The sequence below is a fragment of the Flavobacterium dankookense genome (genome assembly GCF_004362665.1).
Taxonomy (GTDB): Bacteria; Bacteroidota; Bacteroidia; order Flavobacteriales; family Flavobacteriaceae; genus Flavobacterium; species Flavobacterium dankookense.
Window position 1 is genome coordinate 554,976 of record NZ_SNXR01000012.1, and the last position, 19,389, is coordinate 574,364.

13 protein-coding genes and 1 tRNA gene are annotated in these 19,389 nt (G+C 33.1%); 11 read left to right on the top strand and 3 right to left on the bottom strand.

Annotated features, from left to right (window positions below):
- Nucleotides 1–66: 66 nt before the first annotated feature.
- Nucleotides 67–3,345 carry a glycosyltransferase family 117 protein gene (locus BC748_RS06505; protein WP_133532654.1) on the bottom strand — a complete coding sequence of 1,093 codons (3,279 nt, stop codon included), beginning with the start codon at nucleotides 3,343–3,345 and terminating at the stop codon, nucleotides 67–69.
- Nucleotides 3,346–3,553: 208 nt separating this feature from the next.
- Here BC748_RS06505 and BC748_RS06510 point away from each other — a divergent pair.
- Nucleotides 3,554–3,624: transfer RNA gene (locus tag BC748_RS06510), tRNA-Gln, on the top strand.
- 52 nt (nucleotides 3,625–3,676) lie between these two features.
- On the opposite strand, the gene BC748_RS06515 is transcribed toward BC748_RS06510, so the two are convergent.
- Nucleotides 3,677–4,501: a universal stress protein gene (locus BC748_RS06515; RefSeq protein ID WP_133532655.1), complete on the bottom strand. Its 825-nt coding sequence runs from the start codon at nucleotides 4,499–4,501 to the stop codon at nucleotides 3,677–3,679.
- Between the two features lie 168 nt (nucleotides 4,502–4,669).
- On the opposite strand from BC748_RS06515, the gene rimP reads away from it, so the two are divergent.
- From rimP to infB, 3 genes are read left to right on the top strand one after another with little or no spacing between them, the layout of a single operon-like run.
- The gene (gene rimP / locus BC748_RS06520) at nucleotides 4,670–5,137 is read left to right on the top strand and encodes a ribosome assembly cofactor RimP (protein WP_133532695.1); all 468 of its coding nucleotides are present in this window, start codon (nucleotides 4,670–4,672) and stop codon (nucleotides 5,135–5,137) included.
- Between the two features lie 9 nt (nucleotides 5,138–5,146).
- Nucleotides 5,147–6,388 carry a transcription termination factor NusA gene (nusA, locus tag BC748_RS06525; protein ID WP_133532656.1) on the top strand — a complete coding sequence of 414 codons (1,242 nt, stop codon included), beginning with the start codon at nucleotides 5,147–5,149 and terminating at the stop codon, nucleotides 6,386–6,388.
- A gap of 49 nt (nucleotides 6,389–6,437) precedes the next feature.
- Nucleotides 6,438–9,215 carry a translation initiation factor IF-2 gene (gene infB / locus BC748_RS06530; protein WP_133532657.1) on the top strand — a complete coding sequence of 926 codons (2,778 nt, stop codon included), beginning with the start codon at nucleotides 6,438–6,440 and terminating at the stop codon, nucleotides 9,213–9,215.
- 36 nt (nucleotides 9,216–9,251) lie between these two features.
- On the opposite strand, the gene BC748_RS06535 is transcribed toward infB, so the two are convergent.
- Nucleotides 9,252–9,641, bottom strand: a complete 390-nt coding sequence (locus tag BC748_RS06535) for an SPOR domain-containing protein (RefSeq protein WP_133532658.1) — start codon at nucleotides 9,639–9,641, stop codon at nucleotides 9,252–9,254.
- A gap of 220 nt (nucleotides 9,642–9,861) precedes the next feature.
- On the opposite strand from BC748_RS06535, the gene BC748_RS06540 reads away from it, so the two are divergent.
- From BC748_RS06540 to BC748_RS06570, 7 genes are read left to right on the top strand one after another with little or no spacing between them, the layout of a single operon-like run.
- Entirely contained in the window at nucleotides 9,862–11,196 is a 1,335-nt protein-coding gene (locus BC748_RS06540; protein WP_133532659.1) for a c-type cytochrome, read from the top strand.
- A gap of 32 nt (nucleotides 11,197–11,228) precedes the next feature.
- Complete coding sequence (locus BC748_RS06545; protein WP_133532660.1) at nucleotides 11,229–14,291, top strand: TAT-variant-translocated molybdopterin oxidoreductase; 3,063 nt, start codon at nucleotides 11,229–11,231, stop codon at nucleotides 14,289–14,291.
- Nucleotides 14,292–14,315: 24 nt separating this feature from the next.
- Nucleotides 14,316–15,725: an NrfD/PsrC family molybdoenzyme membrane anchor subunit gene (gene nrfD / locus BC748_RS06550; protein ID WP_133532661.1), complete on the top strand. Its 1,410-nt coding sequence runs from the start codon at nucleotides 14,316–14,318 to the stop codon at nucleotides 15,723–15,725.
- 8 nt (nucleotides 15,726–15,733) lie between these two features.
- The gene (locus tag BC748_RS06555; RefSeq protein WP_133532662.1) at nucleotides 15,734–16,261 is read left to right on the top strand and encodes a DUF3341 domain-containing protein; all 528 of its coding nucleotides are present in this window, start codon (nucleotides 15,734–15,736) and stop codon (nucleotides 16,259–16,261) included.
- 9 nt (nucleotides 16,262–16,270) lie between these two features.
- Complete coding sequence (locus tag BC748_RS06560; RefSeq protein WP_133532663.1) at nucleotides 16,271–16,831, top strand: c-type cytochrome; 561 nt, start codon at nucleotides 16,271–16,273, stop codon at nucleotides 16,829–16,831.
- A 27-nt stretch (nucleotides 16,832–16,858) separates the two neighbouring features.
- Nucleotides 16,859–18,184 (top strand): quinol:cytochrome C oxidoreductase, encoded by a 1,326-nt coding sequence (locus BC748_RS06565; protein ID WP_133532664.1) that lies wholly within the window; start codon nucleotides 16,859–16,861, stop codon nucleotides 18,182–18,184.
- A 20-nt stretch (nucleotides 18,185–18,204) separates the two neighbouring features.
- Entirely contained in the window at nucleotides 18,205–19,380 is a 1,176-nt protein-coding gene (locus tag BC748_RS06570) for a cytochrome c oxidase subunit II (RefSeq protein WP_133532665.1), read from the top strand.
- Nucleotides 19,381–19,389: the final 9 nt, after the last annotated feature.

Sequence of the window (19,389 nt, forward strand, 5' to 3'; positions counted from 1 at the left end):
ATAATAAAAAAAATGTGCCAAAATGAATTTTCATGATGACACATTTCAATTTTTTTGAATTAAAAATTACTCCATTTCTCTGCCAAAACGTTCAAAACGTTTATTTAATGAATTGAAAGCTGCTTTGTTTTTAGTATAGAATTCAAGGTCTTTGTTGTCTTTCATGACATATAATAAACTTCTATATCGTTCAATATCAGTAATAATGTCTGAAGCAATTCCGTTTTGAATTGATGGTTGAATTCCTGAAAAGTAAGTTAAGCTTTGTTTGTATTTGTTAATCAAACGATCTAATAATTGTCTTGCTTTTTCTTTTTCGCCTAATTTGTAATATCCAGCTGCAAATGGTTCAACCATAGTGTAATAGCCATAATAATCCATCGGCATTTTAGTCATCGCCATTTCAATTACTTTTTTAGCTTTTTCGTTTTGACCATCATTGATTAATTGTTCCATCAATCTGGCCATATTGGTTCGGTAGGAAATACTATTTTTTCTAGTTTCCGGATCGTGATAAATAGTTGTGAGTTCGCCATTACCCCATTGCCATTTTGAAATTAAATTATACATTTTTTCGCTGTCAATTTGTCCCATATCCATTGGGTTTTCTTCGTCGATTTTAGTTTTTACAGGAACCAATTTATAAACCAATCCGTCCAATTGTAAATAGTCTTTCATCCATAGATAATCATCATCACCAAAACTTCCACCAGTAAAGTAGATAGGTCTTTTCCAGTCATTGTTAGCTAAAACATCTAGCATGATTAGTCGGTTTTTGTACATCGCACTACCTTTTACATCTAAATCAATGAACGGAACAATAGAGTCAAAGTATTTTGGATTTACTACTTTGTTTTTTATGATGTTCTCTTTGTTGATTGGAATTCTAATTTTATTTGTTGGATAAAAATGGATAGTTTGACCATTTTGTAAATCAACAGTAGACTGAGGATTTTTAATGAATTTGATGAAGTCTTTCAAATCCCATCTTGCATCAGTTTTTGGAATATGCGCAACATAATCCAATTTATCACCAACATATTCGTTGTGTGTAAATGAAATAGGCATTCCTTCTGCAGTATATGTTTTGTACTTCATTTGGTCAATATACCAATCTGTCATTAATAAACTGGTACAACAAATTTTAACATCTGGTCTGATGCCTTCGATTTCTTGAGCATACCAAAGCGGGAAAGTATCATTATCGCCAATAGTATATAAAATAGCATTTGGCTCACAGGATTCTAAATAATTTTTAGCCATTGCAATAGCTGTATATTTATTTGAACGGTCGTGATCATCCCAGTTTTGTGTCGCCATTAATATAGGTGAAGCTATTAAGCAAGCTGTAATTACTATTGGTTCAACTAGTTTGGATTTGATATAACCAGCAACTATTTCATAAATGGCATAAACACCAAAACCAATCCAAATAGCAAAAACGTAGAAAGAACCAACTAGCGCATAGTCTCTTTCTCTAGGTTCAAAAGGTCTTTCATTTAAAAAGATTTTTAATGCGAAACTTGTAAATAAAAATAAAACTAATAATACGTAGAAGCTTTTTAAATCTTTTTGCGCATGATACATTAATCCGATTAAACCAATAAGGAAAGGTAAAAAGTAATATACATTTCTTCCTTTGTTGTTTTTTATATCTTCCGTTAGGTTGGTTTGAGTTCCTTTTCCAAGGTGAATTTCATCGACAAAATCAATTCCGCTAATCCAGTTACCGTCCAGATTGTCATATCGTCCTTGAACATCATTTTGTTTTCCAACAAAATTCCAAAGTAAATAGCGACCATACATATAGCCAAATTGATATTCAACCATAAAGCTAAGATTATCCCAAGTTGATGGTTTTTCAATTATTAAGTAATCGCTATATTTTTTTAGAAAACTAACATAATCTTCGTTGTCAACTTTCTTTTGAGCATAAGCTGTTTTGAATTCGTTGATGCTATTTTGAAGTTCTTCTTTTAATTGCCCAACAGCTTGCATTGCTTGTTCTTCTGTCAAGCTGTCTAAGTTAACACCATATTGCGCTAAATCTTCTTCAAATGGATAATTATGATTGATTTCAAACTTTGGAACATCTGTAAAATTGATGTAGTTTTCAATATGTTCAGTACTCCAAAGACGAGGCAAAATAGCTTTGTGTTTATTATCGCTGTTTTGTTCAGCATTTTTATAATTGTTTACAATAACATATTTACCTGTTTTATAATCTCTTTCATAGTTGGGTGCTTTGTCCAAATAGGGTTCGTTTTCATCTAAACCAGCAAAAGTATCTGTATATTGCGGTCCATAAAACAACGGATTTACACCATATTGTTCACGATTATAATAAGCCAAAACTTCGGCAGCATCTGAAGGTTTATTTTCATTGATAACTACATTCGCATTTGCTCTAATTGGCAACATTAACCAAGTTGAAAAACCAATTAATACAAAAAGAATACAAAGTATAACTGTATTGTAAAACGGATGACCTTTTTCGCGCGTGTATTTTAATCCAAAATAGAAAAAAGCTACAATTAGTAAAAACGCAAAAATGGTTCCAGAGTTGAAGGGTAAACCAAAACTATTCACCATAAATATTTCCATTTTACCAAAAAAAGCTAAGGTATATGGCAATAATAATTTGAAGATGAACAATAAAACGGCAACAATAATAATGTTTGCAATAATGAAGTTTTTAACCGTTATCGTTTTATAATTTTTAAAGAAATATAAAAATCCGATAGCAGGAATAGTCAATAAAGCCATGAAATGCACACCAAACGAAAGCCCGATAATCAATGAAATTAGTAACAACCATCTATTTCCTCGAGGTGTATTCATTTCTTGTTCCCATCGAAGTCCAAGCCAAAAAAGCAATGCAATTAACAAAGATGCCATTGCATAAACTTCGGCTTCAATAGCGCTATTCCAAAAACTATCAGAAAAAGTAAACGCCAACGAACCAACAAAGGAACTGCCCAGAATCACAACTAATTTGGAGTTGTCAAGTTCGGTATAATTACTCACTATTCGTCTCAGTAAAATAGTACTCGACCAGTACATGAACAATATTGTAAATGCGCTAGAAAATACCGAAAGCATATTTACCATCAATGCAACTGTTTCGTTTGAAGTTGCAAACATGGAGAAAAACGCTCCTAAAATTTGATATAAAGGTGCTCCAGGTGGATGACCAACTTCTAGTTTGGCTGCTGTGGAAATGTATTCGCCACAATCCCAGAAACTCATTGTAGGTTCTACGGTAAGTGTGTAGGTGATTAAGGCAATTGCGAAAGAAGACCAACCTAAAATGGTATTCCATTTATTGAAATTGAAGTTTTGCATAATTCAATAATAAGTGTTTTACTTTTTTTGTGCTACAAAGAAACTATTTTTTTTATGCAAATAAAGGTGGTTTAACAAAAAAAACAACATCATAGAAGGTTAATCGTGAGTTAATAATGATTTGATTGAAATATTGTTTCAATTTTTTACCATATTTATTTGTGTAGAATAAAATTTGTTATAAATTTGCACTCGCAATAAGCAAAACTGGTCTATGGTGTAATGGTAACACAACTGTTTTTGGTGCAGTCTTTCAAGGTTCGAGTCCTTGTAGACCAACAAAAAATCCCAACTGAAAGGTTGGGATTTTTTGATTCTATTATTTATTTAATTATATTTTGAAAGTAACGACAGGTCTAACAGCATGATTTACCAAGTCTTCACTAATGCTTCCATTAAAAAAGTGGGCTAAACCTTTTCTTCCATGTGTACTCATTCCAATTAAATCAGCATTGATATGGTTGGCAAAATTCAAAATTCCGTTCTCAACGTTAGTGTCGTTATAGATATGAGTTGAAAATTTATTTATCACAAATTTTGAAACAAAATTATTCATAATTTCATGCGCAACGTGTGTTGGTTTGAAACTACTTGGCGTATTTATCATGACTAAATGTAATTCGGAACCAAATTTATTAGCAAATTCTACTACTTTTTCAAAAGGCTTTCTAATTTCATCTGTAAAATCAGAAGCAAAGACAAATTTTTCTACATTGAAAGTTGATTGTTCTTTTTTGATGATTAATACAGGAACGTCAGAATTTCTAACAACTTTTTCTGCATTCGAACCAATAAACATTTCTTTGAACCCACTTGCGCCGTGTGAACCCATAACAATTAAATCAATATTGTTTTTCTTGCTCACGGTCATAATACCATCAAAAGCCAATTCAAATTGAACTACTTCAGATACTTTTAATCCATCTAAGCATTCATCATCCATTAAATCTTCCAATTTATTTATGGCGGCATTTTTAAACAACATGATTTCAGGTAAGTCATGTCCGCTACCGATAGCGTCACCTGCTTGATGAGGTAATTCTAGCATATGAAGCAAAATAATCTCTCCGTTATTTTTTTTAGCAATTTCTGAAGCAACTTTAAGTGCATAGTGAGCGTGATCTGAAAAGTCTGTTGGCACTAATATTTTTTTCATAATAAAAATGAGTTAATAGGTTGTATAAATTAATAGAATAAAGTTACTATTTTTTTTTGATTTGACAATGAATTTTTGATTTATAAAAAAATCATTATATTTGCACCGTTATTTACCATTCAGTTTTAAATAATGAGGGAAGCTTTGCTTCCCTCTTTTTATACGACTATGACATTTAAAGAGAAAATTGCTGATATAATTGAACGTGGATTGTTAGAGAAACCATCGTTGTTTCTTGTAGATTTAAGCGTTTCAGATGCTTATAAAGTTACTGTAGCACTAGATGGTGATAATGGCGTAACGCTGCAAGATTGTATAGATATCAGTAGGATTATTGATAATAGTCTTGATAGAAAAGAACAAGATTTTTCGTTAGAAGTAGCTTCGGCAGGAGTTTCTTCTCCATTAAAAAACATAAGACAGTATAAAAAAAATATAGGAAGAACTTTAAAAGTAAAAACAAATCATGAAACAATTGAAGCTGAATTAGCTGCTGCAAATGATGAGTTTATTACCTTAAAATGGAGTTCAAGAGAACCAAAGAAAATAGGAAAAGGAAAAGAAACTGTTGAACACAATCGTGAAATTCCTTATTCAGAGATAAAAGAAGCACTTGTTATAATAATATTTAATTAAGAATTTGGCATGGAAAATATTGCATTAATCGAATCATTCTCAGAGTTTAAAGACGATAAACTTATTGATCGAGTAACGCTTATGGCGATTTTAGAAGATGTTTTTAGAAACGCTTTAAAAAAGAAATACGGTTCAGATGATAACTTTGACATCATTATCAATCCTGATAAAGGTGATATGGAAATTTGGAGACGAAGAATTGTAGTAGCTGATGATGATTTAGATTTAGAAAATGAAGAAATCACATTGACTGATGCAAGAAAAATTGAGCCAGATTTTGAAATTGGCGAAGAAGTTTCAGAAGAAGTAAAGTTAATAGATTTAGGAAGAAGAGCTATTTTAGCATTGCGCCAAAATTTAATTTCAAAAATTCACGAGCACGATAATACTAATCTTTATAAACAATTTAAAGATTTAATTGGCGAAATTTACACAGCCGAAGTACATCATGTTCGTCCTAGAGTTGTAATTCTAGTTGACGATGAAGGAAACGAAATTGTTTTACCAAAAGAAAAGCAAATTCCATCTGACTTTTTCAGAAAAGGAGATAACGTTCGTGGTGTAATTGAAAGTGTTGAATTGAAAGGTAATAAGCCACAAATCATCATGTCAAGAACAGCAGATAAATTTTTAGAGAAATTATTCGAACAGGAAATTCCAGAGGTTTTTGATGGTTTGATTATGATTAAAAAAGTAGTAAGAATTCCGGGTGAAAAAGCAAAAGTAGCCGTTGATTCTTATGATGATAGAATTGATCCTGTTGGAGCTTGTGTTGGTATGAAAGGTTCTAGAATTCACGGAATTGTTCGCGAATTAGGAAATGAAAATATAGACGTAATTAATTATACAACTAATGCTTCATTGTTAATCACGAGAGCATTAAGCCCTGCAAAAGTTTCCTCAGTAAAAATTAATGAAGAAACAAAAAGAGCTGAAGTATTTTTAAAATTAGAAGAAGTTTCAAAAGCAATCGGACGTGGTGGACATAATATTAAATTAGCTGGTTTACTAACTGGTTATGAATTAGATGTAATAAGAGAAGGAACCGCTTTAGAAGAAGATGATGTTGAATTAACTGAGTTTTCAGATGAAATCGATGGTTGGATTATTGATGAGTTTGCAAAAATTGGATTGGATACTGCTAAAAGTATTTTAAGCCAAAACGTGAACGACTTAGTAAGAAGAACTGACCTAGAAGAAGAAACTATTTTAGAAGTGATTAGAATATTAAAAGAAGAGTTTGAAGACTAATTCTTTAAAACGACAACACAACACAAACAGATAACATTAAAAAGATTTTATGTCTGAAGGAAATATTAGAATTAATAAAGTTTTAAGGGAATTAAATATTTCTTTGGAAAGAGCTGTGGATTATCTTAAAGATAAAGGAATTGCTATTGAGGCAAGTCCAAACACAAAAATTTCTGATGATGTATACAATATTCTTTGTGGTCAATTTGCTGGCGACAAAGGAAACAAAGAAGCTTCAAAAGGCATTAGCGAAGAGATCAAAAAAGAAAAAGAAGCTCTTAGAGTTGAAAGAGAAAAAGAAATTGAGGACAAGCGAAGACTTGAAGAAGAACGTCAACGCTTAGAATTAATTAAAGCTAAAGCAGTTGTTACAGGACCAAAACAAGTTGGTAAAATTGATTTAAATCCAAAACCAGCAACAGAAGCGCCAAAAATTTCTCCAAAAAAACCCGAAGAAAAAATCGAAGCTATTAGTAAACCTGTTGTTGAAGCTAAAATCGAACCAGCTAAACCGGTTGAACAAGTAAAAGAGGTTGAGCCTATAAAAGTAGTTGAACAACCAAAACAACAAACGGAAGAAGTTGCTCAAGATGAAACGCATACAACTCAATATCAAAATCTTTCTGGACCAACTTTAACAGGACAAAAAATTGATTTATCTCAATTTAATAAACCTAAAAAGAAAAAAGAAGAGTTCAAGAAAGACGCAAATAAACCAAGTCCTGCCGGAGCAAACAATGCAGCGAATGCAAACAATGCTAATGCAAACAAAAATAAAAGAAAACGTATTCCGCCAAAACCAGGTGATAAACCTGCTATTACAAGCGGAGGAAATAATACACAAGGTGGAGGAAAATTTGTTCCTAACAAACCAGGTTTTCAAAAAGGAAATCGTCCTGCTATAGTTCAAAAAGTTGAGCCAACAGAAGAAGAGGTTAAAAACCAAATCAAAGAAACGTTAGAACGTCTTCAAGGTAAAGGTTCTAAATCGAAAGCGGCAAAATACAGAAGAGATAAAAGAGATTCACACCGTCAACGTTCTGATGATGAGCAAAAAGCGTTAGACGAAGGAAGCAAAACAATCAAAGTGACAGAGTTTGTTACTGTTGGTGAAATTGCAACCATGATGGATGTGCCAATCACAAAAGTGATTGGAACTTGTATGTCACTTGGAATTATGGTTACCATGAACCAACGTTTAGATGCAGAAACATTATCAATTGTTGCTGACGAATTTGGTTATGAAGTTGAATTCATTACTACTGATATCGAAGAAACGATGGAAGTAGTTGAAGATAGACCAGAAGACTTAGTGTCTCGTGCGCCGATTGTAACTGTAATGGGTCACGTTGATCACGGTAAAACGTCTTTGCTAGATTATATTCGTAAAGAAAATGTAATCGCTGGAGAGTCTGGAGGAATTACTCAACATATTGGTGCTTATGCTGTACAATTGGATAATGGTCAAAAAATCACTTTCCTTGATACTCCAGGTCACGAAGCGTTTACCGCAATGCGTGCTCGTGGTGCTCAAGTAACAGATATTGCTATTATTGTAGTTGCTGCTGATGATGATATCATGCCGCAAACGAAAGAAGCAATTAGTCACGCTCAAGCAGCTAATGTTCCAATGATTTTTGCTATCAATAAAATTGATAAACAAGGTGCAAACCCTGAAAAAATTAAAGAGAAATTAGCGGCTATGAATTTATTAGTAGAAGATTGGGGTGGAAAATACCAATCACACGATATATCTGCTAAAAAAGGAACTGGTGTTAAAGAATTATTAGAAAAAGTATTGCTTGAAGCTGAAATTTTAGACTTAAAAGCCAATCCAAATAAACCAGCTGTTGGAACTGTTGTTGAAGCGCAACTTGACAAAGGAAGAGGTTATGTTTCAACCATATTAGTACAATCAGGAACGTTAAGAGTTGGTGATTACGTGCTAGCTGGAAAAAATCATGGAAAGGTTAAAGCTATGCATGATGAAAGAGGTCACAACATTAAAGAAGCCGGACCATCAACTCCAATCTCTATTTTAGGTTTGGATGGTGCGTCAACTGCTGGAGATAAATTTAACGTATTTGAAGACGAAAGAGAAGCAAAACAAATTGCTACTAAACGTTTACAATTAATGCGTGAACAATCAGTTAGAACACAAAGACATATTACTTTAGCAGAAATTGGTCGTCGTATTGCTCTTGGTCAGTTTAAAGAATTAAATATAATTCTAAAAGGTGACGTTGATGGTTCTGTAGAAGCATTATCAAGTGAGTTTGCAAAATTATCAACTGAAGAAATCCAAATTAACATCATTCACAAAGGTGTTGGAGCAATAACTGAAACGGATGTAATGTTAGCGTCTGCTTCTGATGCCATCATCATTGGATTTAACGTTCGTCCTGCTGGAAACGCCCGTCAATTAGCTCAAAAAGAAGAAATTGACATCAGAAGTTATTCAATTATCTATGATGCAATCAATGAGTTGAAAGATGCAATGGAAGGAATGTTGTCGCCTGAGATGAAAGAAGAAATCACAGGAACAGCCGAAATAAGAGAAATATTTAAAGTTTCTAAAATTGGTTCAATTGCTGGATGTATGGTTACTGATGGAAAAATATTCAGAAACTCTAGAATTCGTTTAATTCGCGAAGGTGTTGTAATTTACACTGGTGAATTAGCAACATTAAAACGTTTCAAAGATGATGTGAAAGATGTTTCTAAAGGATACGATTGCGGTATGCAAATTAAGAACTACAACGATATTGAACAACTTGACATAATCGAAGCTTTCCAAGAAGTTGAAGTGAAGAAAAAGTTGAAATAATACATAACAAAAAGTCCCGATTTAATCGGGACTTTTTTATTTATTCGGTTTGATTAGGAAAGCATTCGGAAACTTCTTTTTTAGTAGTTGAAGGTTTTTTTCTGCATCAATTCTTGTCTTAAAATTTCCAACCCAAACTTTATACATTGGTGTGCTAAAAACAATAGTTCCATCAATATTTTTGTTTTCCTTCTTAAAGTTGATGAGTGCTTTTTTAGAATTTTCGCTATCACCATTAAAAATCTGGATTTTATAACGATCATTAATAGTAATTGAGCTATTAATTTTTCGTTTTTCATTTAATAATTGTTCAAACTTTACATCTTGATTTACACTAACTTTTGCCTCTTGAGCATAAGAAAATGAACTTATTTTCAAGGTGATTGCAATGATAAAAAATGAATTTTTGGCACTTAATATTTTCATAATGGTTTGATTTTAATGCAAATGTAAAACTTAATAAATTAAACAAAACAGAAATTATTATTTAGAATTAATATAAATTGGTATTTATGATATATTTAAGGTTTTGAGAATAGAGCATAAGTCGTATTTTTGTGCAAGTTTTTAATAAAGCGGTGGTTTTTTACAAGTATATTCTAGTATAAAAATCATGCCAAATTAGTCGATAATCATTAATAAAAATATGAAAAAGGTGGGTAACCATAGTTCGATTTCAAGGAAAATACTCTTCGCTTTAGCTCTAATGCTAACGTTCTCCTTCACTTCATTTTCACAAACAACTCCTCCAGCAAAAGATTCAGCAGCAGTTGCAGCTCCAGCGGCAGCAGGAACTGGTGATGCTGTGGCAGGAAAAGCTTTGTTTAATGCAAATTGTGCTGCTTGTCATAAGTTAGACGCAAAAGCAACTGGTCCAGCATTAAGAGGTGTTGCCAATAAATATGACAAAGCTTGGTTGTACAAATGGATTAATAATAGTTCTGCTTTTATTAAATCTGGTGATGCAAAAGCAATTGCTATTTTTGAAGAGTATAATAAGTCTGTTATGACTTCTTTTCCTCAATTGTCAACAACAGATATTGATAATATCATTGCTTATACTTCTGAACCAAAAGCTGAAGCTCCAGCAGGACTTGCTATTAAAGATGGTGGTTTAGCATCAACTTCAAATGAAGGTGGAGTTTCAAACAACGTAATTCTTGGTGCATTAGCAGTAGTGTTATTAATGTTAGTAGTGATGTTGTTCTTCGTGAATAACCTTTTAACAAAAATCGCTAAATCAAATGGTATTGAAGTTGCTAAAAAAGAAGCATCATTACCAATATGGAAAGCATTTGCTAAAAATCAATTTTTAGTTTTAGTAACAGCAGTATTTTTGTTATTGGCAAGTGGTTATTTTGTTTACAGCTGGATGATGCAAGTAGGTGTTGATCAAGACTACGCACCAATTCAACCAATTCATTATTCTCACAGAATTCACGCTGGTAGTAATGGTATCGACTGTAAATACTGTCACTCTGCTGCTAGAGTTAGTAAAAATGCTGGAATTCCTTCCTTGAATGTTTGTATGAACTGTCACAAGAATATTGCGGAAGTAGCAGATACTACTGCAACAGCAGAATACTCAAAAGCATTTTACGATGGAGAAATCCAAAAACTATATGATGCTGTGGGTTGGGACAAAACAGCTCAAAAATATACAGGAAAAACGAGTCCAGTGAAATGGGTTAGAATTCACAACTTACCTGATTTTGCTTACTTCAATCACTCACAACACGTAACTGTTGCTGGAATTGAGTGTCAAAAATGTCACGGTCCAGTTCAAGAATATGAAATTCAAAAACAATTTGCTCCTTTAACAATGGGTTGGTGTATTAAATGTCACCGTGAAACTGATGTTAAAATGGAAGGAAACGCTTATTACGATAAAATTCACGATGAACTTTCTAAAAAATATGGTGTAGAAAAATTAACTGCAGCACAAATGGGAGGTTTAGAATGTGGTAAGTGTCACTATTAATAAAATTATTAAGAAGCTAATATTTATATACGATGTCATCTAACAAAAAATACTGGAAAAGTGTTGAGGAACTAAACGAAAATAGTTCTATTGTTGAGACGCTTAGAAATAATGAATTCGTGGAAGCAATTCCAACAGATGAATTTTTATCTGACAAGGACTCATTATCATCTTCATCAACTACTCGTCGTGATTTCTTAAAATATGTTGGATTTAGTACAGCTGCAGCAACATTGGCAGCGTGCGAAGGTCCAGTTCATAAATCAATTCCTTATGTTCTTCAACCAGAACAAATCATTCCTGGTGTTGCAGATTATTATGCAACAACTATGTTTGATGGTTTTGACTTTGCTAATTTATTAGTAAAAACTCGCGAAGGTCGTCCAATTAAAATTGAAAATAATACAGTTGCTGGAGCAAAATTTGCAGCAAATGCAAGAGTTCATGCTTCTGTTTTATCTTTATATGATAATTTAAGACTGAAGCAAACTAAGATTGCTGGTAAAACTGCAACTTGGCAAGAAGCTGATTTGAAAGTTAAAGCTAGTCTAGCTGATGCAAAAGCAAAAGGTGGACAAGTTGTAATCTTAACTAACACTTTAGCTAGTCCATCCACTGAAAAGTTAATCGCTGAATTCATTGCAAAAAATCCAACGGCAAAGCATGTTGTTTATGATGCAGTTTCTGAATCGGCAGCACTTGATGCTTTTGAAGCAGTTTCAGGAGAAAGAGCTTTAGTAGATTATGATTTTTCAAAAGCTAACGTTATCGTTTCTGTTGGAGCTGACTTTTTAGGAGATTGGCAAGGTGGCGGATTTGATACAGGTTATGCAAAAGGAAGAGTTCCGCAAGCTGGGAAAATGTCAAAACATTTTCAGTTTGAGGCAAACATGACTTTGTCTGGAGCCGCAGCTGATAAAAGAGTTCCAATGACTGTAGCTAATCAAAAATTAGCTTTAGTTAAAATATACAATATAATTACAGGCTCATCAGTTGCTACTGGAAAAGTGGCAAATGAAGATGTAGTAATTAAAGCGGCAAAACAATTAAGAGATGCTGGTTCAAAAGGGGTTTTAGTTTCTGGTATTCAAGATAAGAACGCTCAATTACTTGTTTTAGCTATCAATCAAGCATTGACTAGTGAGGCATTTTCAACTATCGGAACAAGACAAATAAGAAAAGGTTCTAACGAAAAAGTAGCTCAACTTGTTGCTGATATGAATGCAGGAACTGTTCATACTCTTTTGTTAAGCGGAGTTAATCCTGTTTATACATTAGCAAATAGCGATGCTTTTGTTTCTGGTTTGAAAAAAGTAAAATTGTCTGTAGCTTTTTCTATAAAAGAAGATGAAACAGCATCAATTACAAATATTGCAGTTCCGGCACCTCATTATTTAGAGAGTTGGAATGATTTAATGTTGACAAAAGGAACTTATTCTTTAGTACAACCAACAATCAAACCATTATTTAGTTCTAAGCAATTTCAAGAAGCATTGTTAGACTGGAATGGGAATACAGTTTCGTTTTACGATTACATAAAATCAAATGCAGCAGCATATATTAATGGTGCAACTTGGAATAAAACATTGCATGATGGTGTTTCAGTTGGAACTTTAGCTGCAGCAACAGTAGGTTCGGCTGATTTTTCTGGAGCAGCAAATGCTTTGGCTCAATCTAAATCTGCACAAGGTTTTGAATTAAATTTATATACTAAAACTGGTTTAGGTGACGGACAACAAGCAAACAATCCTTGGTTGCAAGAGTTTCCAGATCCAATCACAAGAGTTTCTTGGGATAATTATGTTACTGTTTCTAAAGCTGATGCTGATAAATTAGAATTAGCAAATGAAATTGTTGCAAACGGTGGATTAAATGGAAGTTATGCTACTATTAAATCGGGTAAAACTGAAATTACTGTTCCTGTAATTGTTCAACCAGGTCAAGCGGTTGGAACTTTAGGTTTAGCCTTAGGTTATGGTAGAAAAGCTTCGATGAAAGAAGAAATGCAAGTTGGAGTTAATGCTTATGCTTTGTATGCTAACTTTAATAATGTACAATCGGTTACCATTGAAAAAGCTAGTGGAGAACACGAATTTGCTTGTGTTCAATCACAAAGAACATTAATGGGTAGAGGTGATATTGTTAAAGAAACAACTTTAGAAATATTCAGTACAAAATATAATGAACCACAGGTTTGGAATCCTGCACCGATGGTTTCATTAGATCACAAAGAAGTAGAAGCAACGTCTGTTGATTTATGGGAATCATTTGATCGTTCTATCGGTCATCATTTCAATTTGTCAATTGATTTGAATTCTTGTACGGGTTGTGGTGCTTGTGTTATTGCTTGTCACGCCGAAAACAACGTACCAGTTGTTGGAAAATCTGAGGTTAGAAGAAGTCGTGATATGCATTGGTTGCGTATTGATAGATATTATTCTTCTGAAGAAACTTTTGAAAAAGATAACGAGAAGAAAGAAAATTTCAACGGATTATTTGGAGATAATGGTTCATTAGGTGGTTTTGGAGAAATGGAAAATCCATCGGATAATCCTCAAGTTGTTTTCCAACCAATTATGTGTCAACACTGTAATCACGCGCCATGTGAAACAGTTTGTCCAGTAGCTGCTACATCTCACGGTCGTCAAGGTCAAAACCAAATGGCTTACAACAGATGTGTTGGAACTAGATATTGTGCAAACAACTGTCCTTATAAAGTACGTCGTTTCAACTGGTTCTTATATAATAATAATGACGAATTTGATTTCCATATGAACAATGACTTAGGTCGTATGGTTATTAATCCAGATGTGAATGTTCGTTCTCGTGGAGTTATGGAAAAATGTTCTATGTGTATTCAAATGACACAAAAAACAATTCTTACTGCAAAACGCGAAGGAAGAGAAGTAGCTGTTGATGAATTCCAAACTGCATGTTCTGCTGCTTGTTCTACTGGCGCGATGGCATTTGGAGATATAAATAATAAAGCAAATAAAATTGCTGAATTAGCAGAGGATAAAAGAGCTTACCACTTATTAGAAAGTGTTGGAACAAAACCAAATGTGGTTTACCAAGTTAAAGTAAGAAATATATAATAATTACAAACAATATAAAGGATTATGTCGTCTCATTACGAAGCACCCATTAGAAAACCTTTAGTTATAGGTGATAAAACTTATCACGACGTAACAGTTGATGTAGCTGCTCCAGTTGAAGGTAGAGCAAACAAACAATGGTGGACAGTTTTTTCCATCGCATTGATCGCTTTCCTTTGGGGAATTGGTTGCATCATTTATACAATATCTACAGGTATTGGAACTTGGGGATTAAATAAAACAGTAGGTTGGGCTTGGGATATCACCAATTTCGTTTGGTGGGTTGGTATTGGTCACGCTGGAACTTTGATTTCTGCAGTACTTTTATTATTCCGTCAGCGATGGAGAATGGCAATTAACCGTTCTGCTGAAGCAATGACCATTTTCTCGGTTATTCAAGCTGGTTTGTTCCCAATTATTCACATGGGTAGACCTTGGTTAGCTTATTGGGTTGTTCCAATTCCGAATCAATTTGGTTCTCTATGGGTAAACTTTAACTCACCGTTACTTTGGGACGTATTTGCAATCTCTACTTATCTTTCTGTTTCACTTGTTTTCTGGTGGACTGGATTATTGCCTGACTTTGCAATGTTAAGAGATAGAGCTGTAACTCCTTTCAACAAAAAGATTTACTCTATTTTAAGTTTCGGTTGGAGCGGAAGAGCAAAAGATTGGCAACGTTTTGAAGAAGTTTCTCTTGTATTAGCAGGTTTAGCAACTCCACTTGTACTTTCTGTACACACTATTGTATCTTTTGACTTTGCTACTTCTGTAATTCCTGGATGGCATACAACAATTTTCCCACCATACTTCGTTGCTGGTGCTGTATTCTCTGGATTTGCGATGGTAAATACATTGCTTATCATCATGAGAAAGGTTTCTAACTTAGAAGCTTACATCACTATACAACATATAGAATTAATGAATATTGTAATCATGATTACAGGTTCTATTGTAGGTGTTGCTTACATAACTGAGTTATTTGTTGCATGGTATTCTGGTGTAGAGTATGAACAGTATGCATTTTTGAACAGAGCAACTGGACCTTACGCATGGGCTTATTGGGCAATGATGACATGTAATGTGTTTTCACCTCAGTTCATGTGGTCTAAAAAATTAAGAACAAGTATCATGTTCTCTTTTATAATCTCAATTGTAGTAAATATTGGAATGTGGTTTGAGCGATTTGTAATTATCGTAACATCACTACACAGGGATTATTTACCATCATCTTGGACAATGTTCTCACCAACATTTGTTGATATTGGAATTTTTATTGGAACAATCGGTTTCTTCTTTGTATTATTCCTTTTATATGCTAGAACTTTCCCAGTGATTGCTCAAGCAGAGGTAAAAACAATTTTGAAATCTTCGGGTGAAAATTATAAGAGAGAAAGAGAACTAAAAGGAGATAATCATTCAGATAAACATTAATATTTGTCATGAGTAGTACTAAAGTTATACACGCAATATATAATGATGATGACATCTTGATGGATGCTGTAAAGCAAACCAAAAAAGCACATCACCATATTGAAGAAGTTTTTACACCATTTCCTGTTCACGGATTGGATAAAGCAATGGGAATTCCACCAACAAGATTAGCTATTTGTGCTTTTATCTATGGTTGTATTGGTTTGACAGTTGCAACAGTTATGATGAATTACATCATGATTGAAGATTGGCCACAAGACATTGGAGGTAAACCAAGTTTTGCATACTACCAAAATATGCCAGCTTTTGTTCCTGTTATGTTTGAGATGACTGTATTTTTTGCTGCTCACTTAATGGTAATCACTTTTTATATGAGAAGTAAATTATGGCCATTTAAGCAAGCTGAAAATCCTGATGTAAGAACAACGGATGATCATTTCTTAATGGAAGTATCGGTAAATAATAATGAAGACGAACTAGTTAAGTTTTTCCAAAACACTGGTGCAGTAGAAGTTAAAGTTGTAGAAAAGCATTAATAATAAAGTATGAAAAATTTACTTAAAATAGTATTTATAGTAGTGATAATAGTTTCAACGGTATCTTGTAAAGATGACTTGAAACCAAATTACCAATACATGCCAAACATGTATGAGTCGGTAGCTTATGAAACTTATGTAGAGTCTGATGCTTTCAACTCACCAACAGGTTTGAAAGGGAAATCAGGACAATTGCCTCCAGATGGAACGATTAAAAGAGGTTTTGAACCTTATGAATATCCAAACACTACAGCAGGATATGAATTAGCTAAAGCCAACTTGAAATCACCTTTGGACTCAACTCAAGTTGATATGAAAAAAGCTCAAGAATTATATGATATTTATTGTGCTATTTGTCATGGAACTTCTGGAAATGGAAAAGGTAAACTAGTTACTAATGAAAAGTTTCTAGGTGTTCCTAGTTACGCAGATAGACCAATTACTGAAGGTAGTATTTTTCACGTAATTACTTATGGATTAAATTCAATGGGTTCTCATGCTAATCAGTTGAGCAAAGAAGAAAGATGGCAAGTTGCCGCTTATGTTCAAAAATTGAAAAGCGAATTATAATTGTAGAATAAACAGATTGTTATAGATATGTATACTTTTTCTAGTAAATTAAAAACACTTTCTTTGGTCTTAATGCTCGTTGGAGTATTGGGAATTGGTTATGGTTTTTTCACAGCACCAAAAACAATTCAAGACGTAGAGACAATTCTTGCAGCTGATAGTCATGGTCATGGAGATTCCCATGATTCACATGCGGTTGAAAAACATGATGCAAAAGCAGAAGCTGCTCACAAAGAGCATTTAGAACATGTTTTACACCAACTTCAAAATAAACCTTGGGCAGCGCTTTATGTAGCATGTCTATTTGTTATGTTGATTTCTCTTGGGGCATTAGCTTTTTATGCTATCCAACAAGTGGCACAAGCAGGTTGGTCTCCAGTATTGTTCAGAGTAATGCAAGGTGTTACTTCTTATCTATTACCTGGTTCTATAATTTTCTTTGTTTTATTATTATGTTCTGGTTTCCACTTAAATCACTTATTTGTTTGGATGAACGATGGAGTAACCGAAGTTGGACACGAAAATTATGATCATTTAATTGCTGGTAAGTCAGGATATTTGAACTTTCCTTTTTGGATTATTAGAGCTATATTGTTCTTAACAGTTTGGAATTTATATAGACATTATTCTAGAAAAAATTGTTTAGCTCAAGATGAATCTAATGACAATTCATTTTACAAAAAGAACTTTAAGTTGTCAGCGGCATTTTTAGTTTTCTTTATAGTTTCTGAATCAATTATGGCTTGGGATTGGATTATGTCAGTTGATCCACACTGGTTCAGTACTTTATTTGGATGGTATGTTTTTGCAAGTTTCTTTGTGAGTGGAATTACAGCTATTCAAATGGTAACTATTTACTTAAAATCAAAAGGATATTTAGAAAATGTAAACTCAAGTCATATTCACGATTTATCAAAATTCATGTTTGGTATTAGTGTTTTCTGGACATACTTATGGTTTTCACAATTCATGCTTATTTGGTATTCTAATATCCCGGAAGAAGTTACTTATTTCAAAACTAGAATTGAACACTTCAATCTACCATTCTTTGGTGCAGTAGTTTTAAATTTTATTTTCCCAATATTATTGTTAATCAACACCGATTTCAAACGTGTTTTCTGGATTATAGTAATGGCAGGTATCATAATTCTGTTTGGTCACTATGTTGATTTCTTCAACATGATAATGCCGGCAACGGTTGGTGACAGATGGTTTATTGGAATTCCAGAAATTGCATCTATTTTATTCTTTGTTGGATTGTTTATCTATGTTGTATTTACGGCACTTACTAAAGCTCCGTTAGTTCCAAAAAGAAATCCATTTATTGAAGAAAGTAAACATTTCCATTATTAATATTTTAAAGTAAAAAACAAATGACAACTCTTTTGATACTTATAGTTGTAGCTTTATTGGCAGTTGCCTTGTGGCAGTTAACAAAGATTTTCGACTTAACTCAAGTTGGTGCAAATGTTAACGATACTCAAGTTGCAAATGACAATGACAATAAAGTAAACGGTTACTTAATGTTTGCTTTTCTTGTATTCATATATTTAACAACTATATATTGTGTTCTAAATTATGGTCACTTCCCATTGTTAAGCGATTCTGCTTCCGAACATGGTCCATTAGTAGATAACTTAATGATTATTTCATTGGTTTTAATCTTTGTTGTACAAACAATTACTCAAGCATTGCTTCATTATTTCGCCTATAAATATAGAGGTAAAGAAGGTCAAAAAGCTTTATATTTTGCAGACAATAATAAATTAGAAGTAATCTGGAGTTCTATCCCGGCAGTAGTTTTAGCAGGTTTAATCCTTTATGGTTTATATGCTTGGAATAATATTATGTTTGTTGATAAAGAACAAGAGCAAGATTCTATCGTTATCGAGTTATATGCTCAACAATTTAATTGGGAAGCAAGATATTCTGGAGCAGATAATGTTTTAGGTAAAGCTAACGTAAGATATATTGAAGGTGTAAATAATTTAGGTGTCGATTTATCTGATCCAAATGCTCAAGATGATTTTGCATCTAAAGAATTACATATCCCAAAAGGTAAAAGAGTAATTTTTAGAATGCGTTCTCAAGATGTATTACACTCAGCTTACATGCCACACTTTAGAGCACAAATGAATTGTGTTCCTGGAATGGTTACAAGTTTTTCTTTTATTCCAACATTGACTACTGCTGAAATGAGAGATAGACCAGCAATGATAGAGAAAGTAGCAAACATTAATGCTATAAGAGCTAAGAAAAGTCAAGAATTAGTAGCAAAAGGTCAAACAGCACTAGATCCATATGCATTTGATTATTTATTGTTATGTAATAAGATTTGTGGTGCTTCTCATTACAACATGCAAATGAAAATTGTGGTTGATACACCAGAAGATTTTAAAGCATGGTTAAAAGATAAGCAGACTATTGTCAGTGCAGTAAAAACCTCTTTAGCGGAAGAAAAATTAAAAGAAACTGAAGGTAAACCAGTAAAAAACGACACAGCTTCAACAAAAGTTAAAACAGACTCTACACTTGTTGCTCAAAAATAATTATAATAA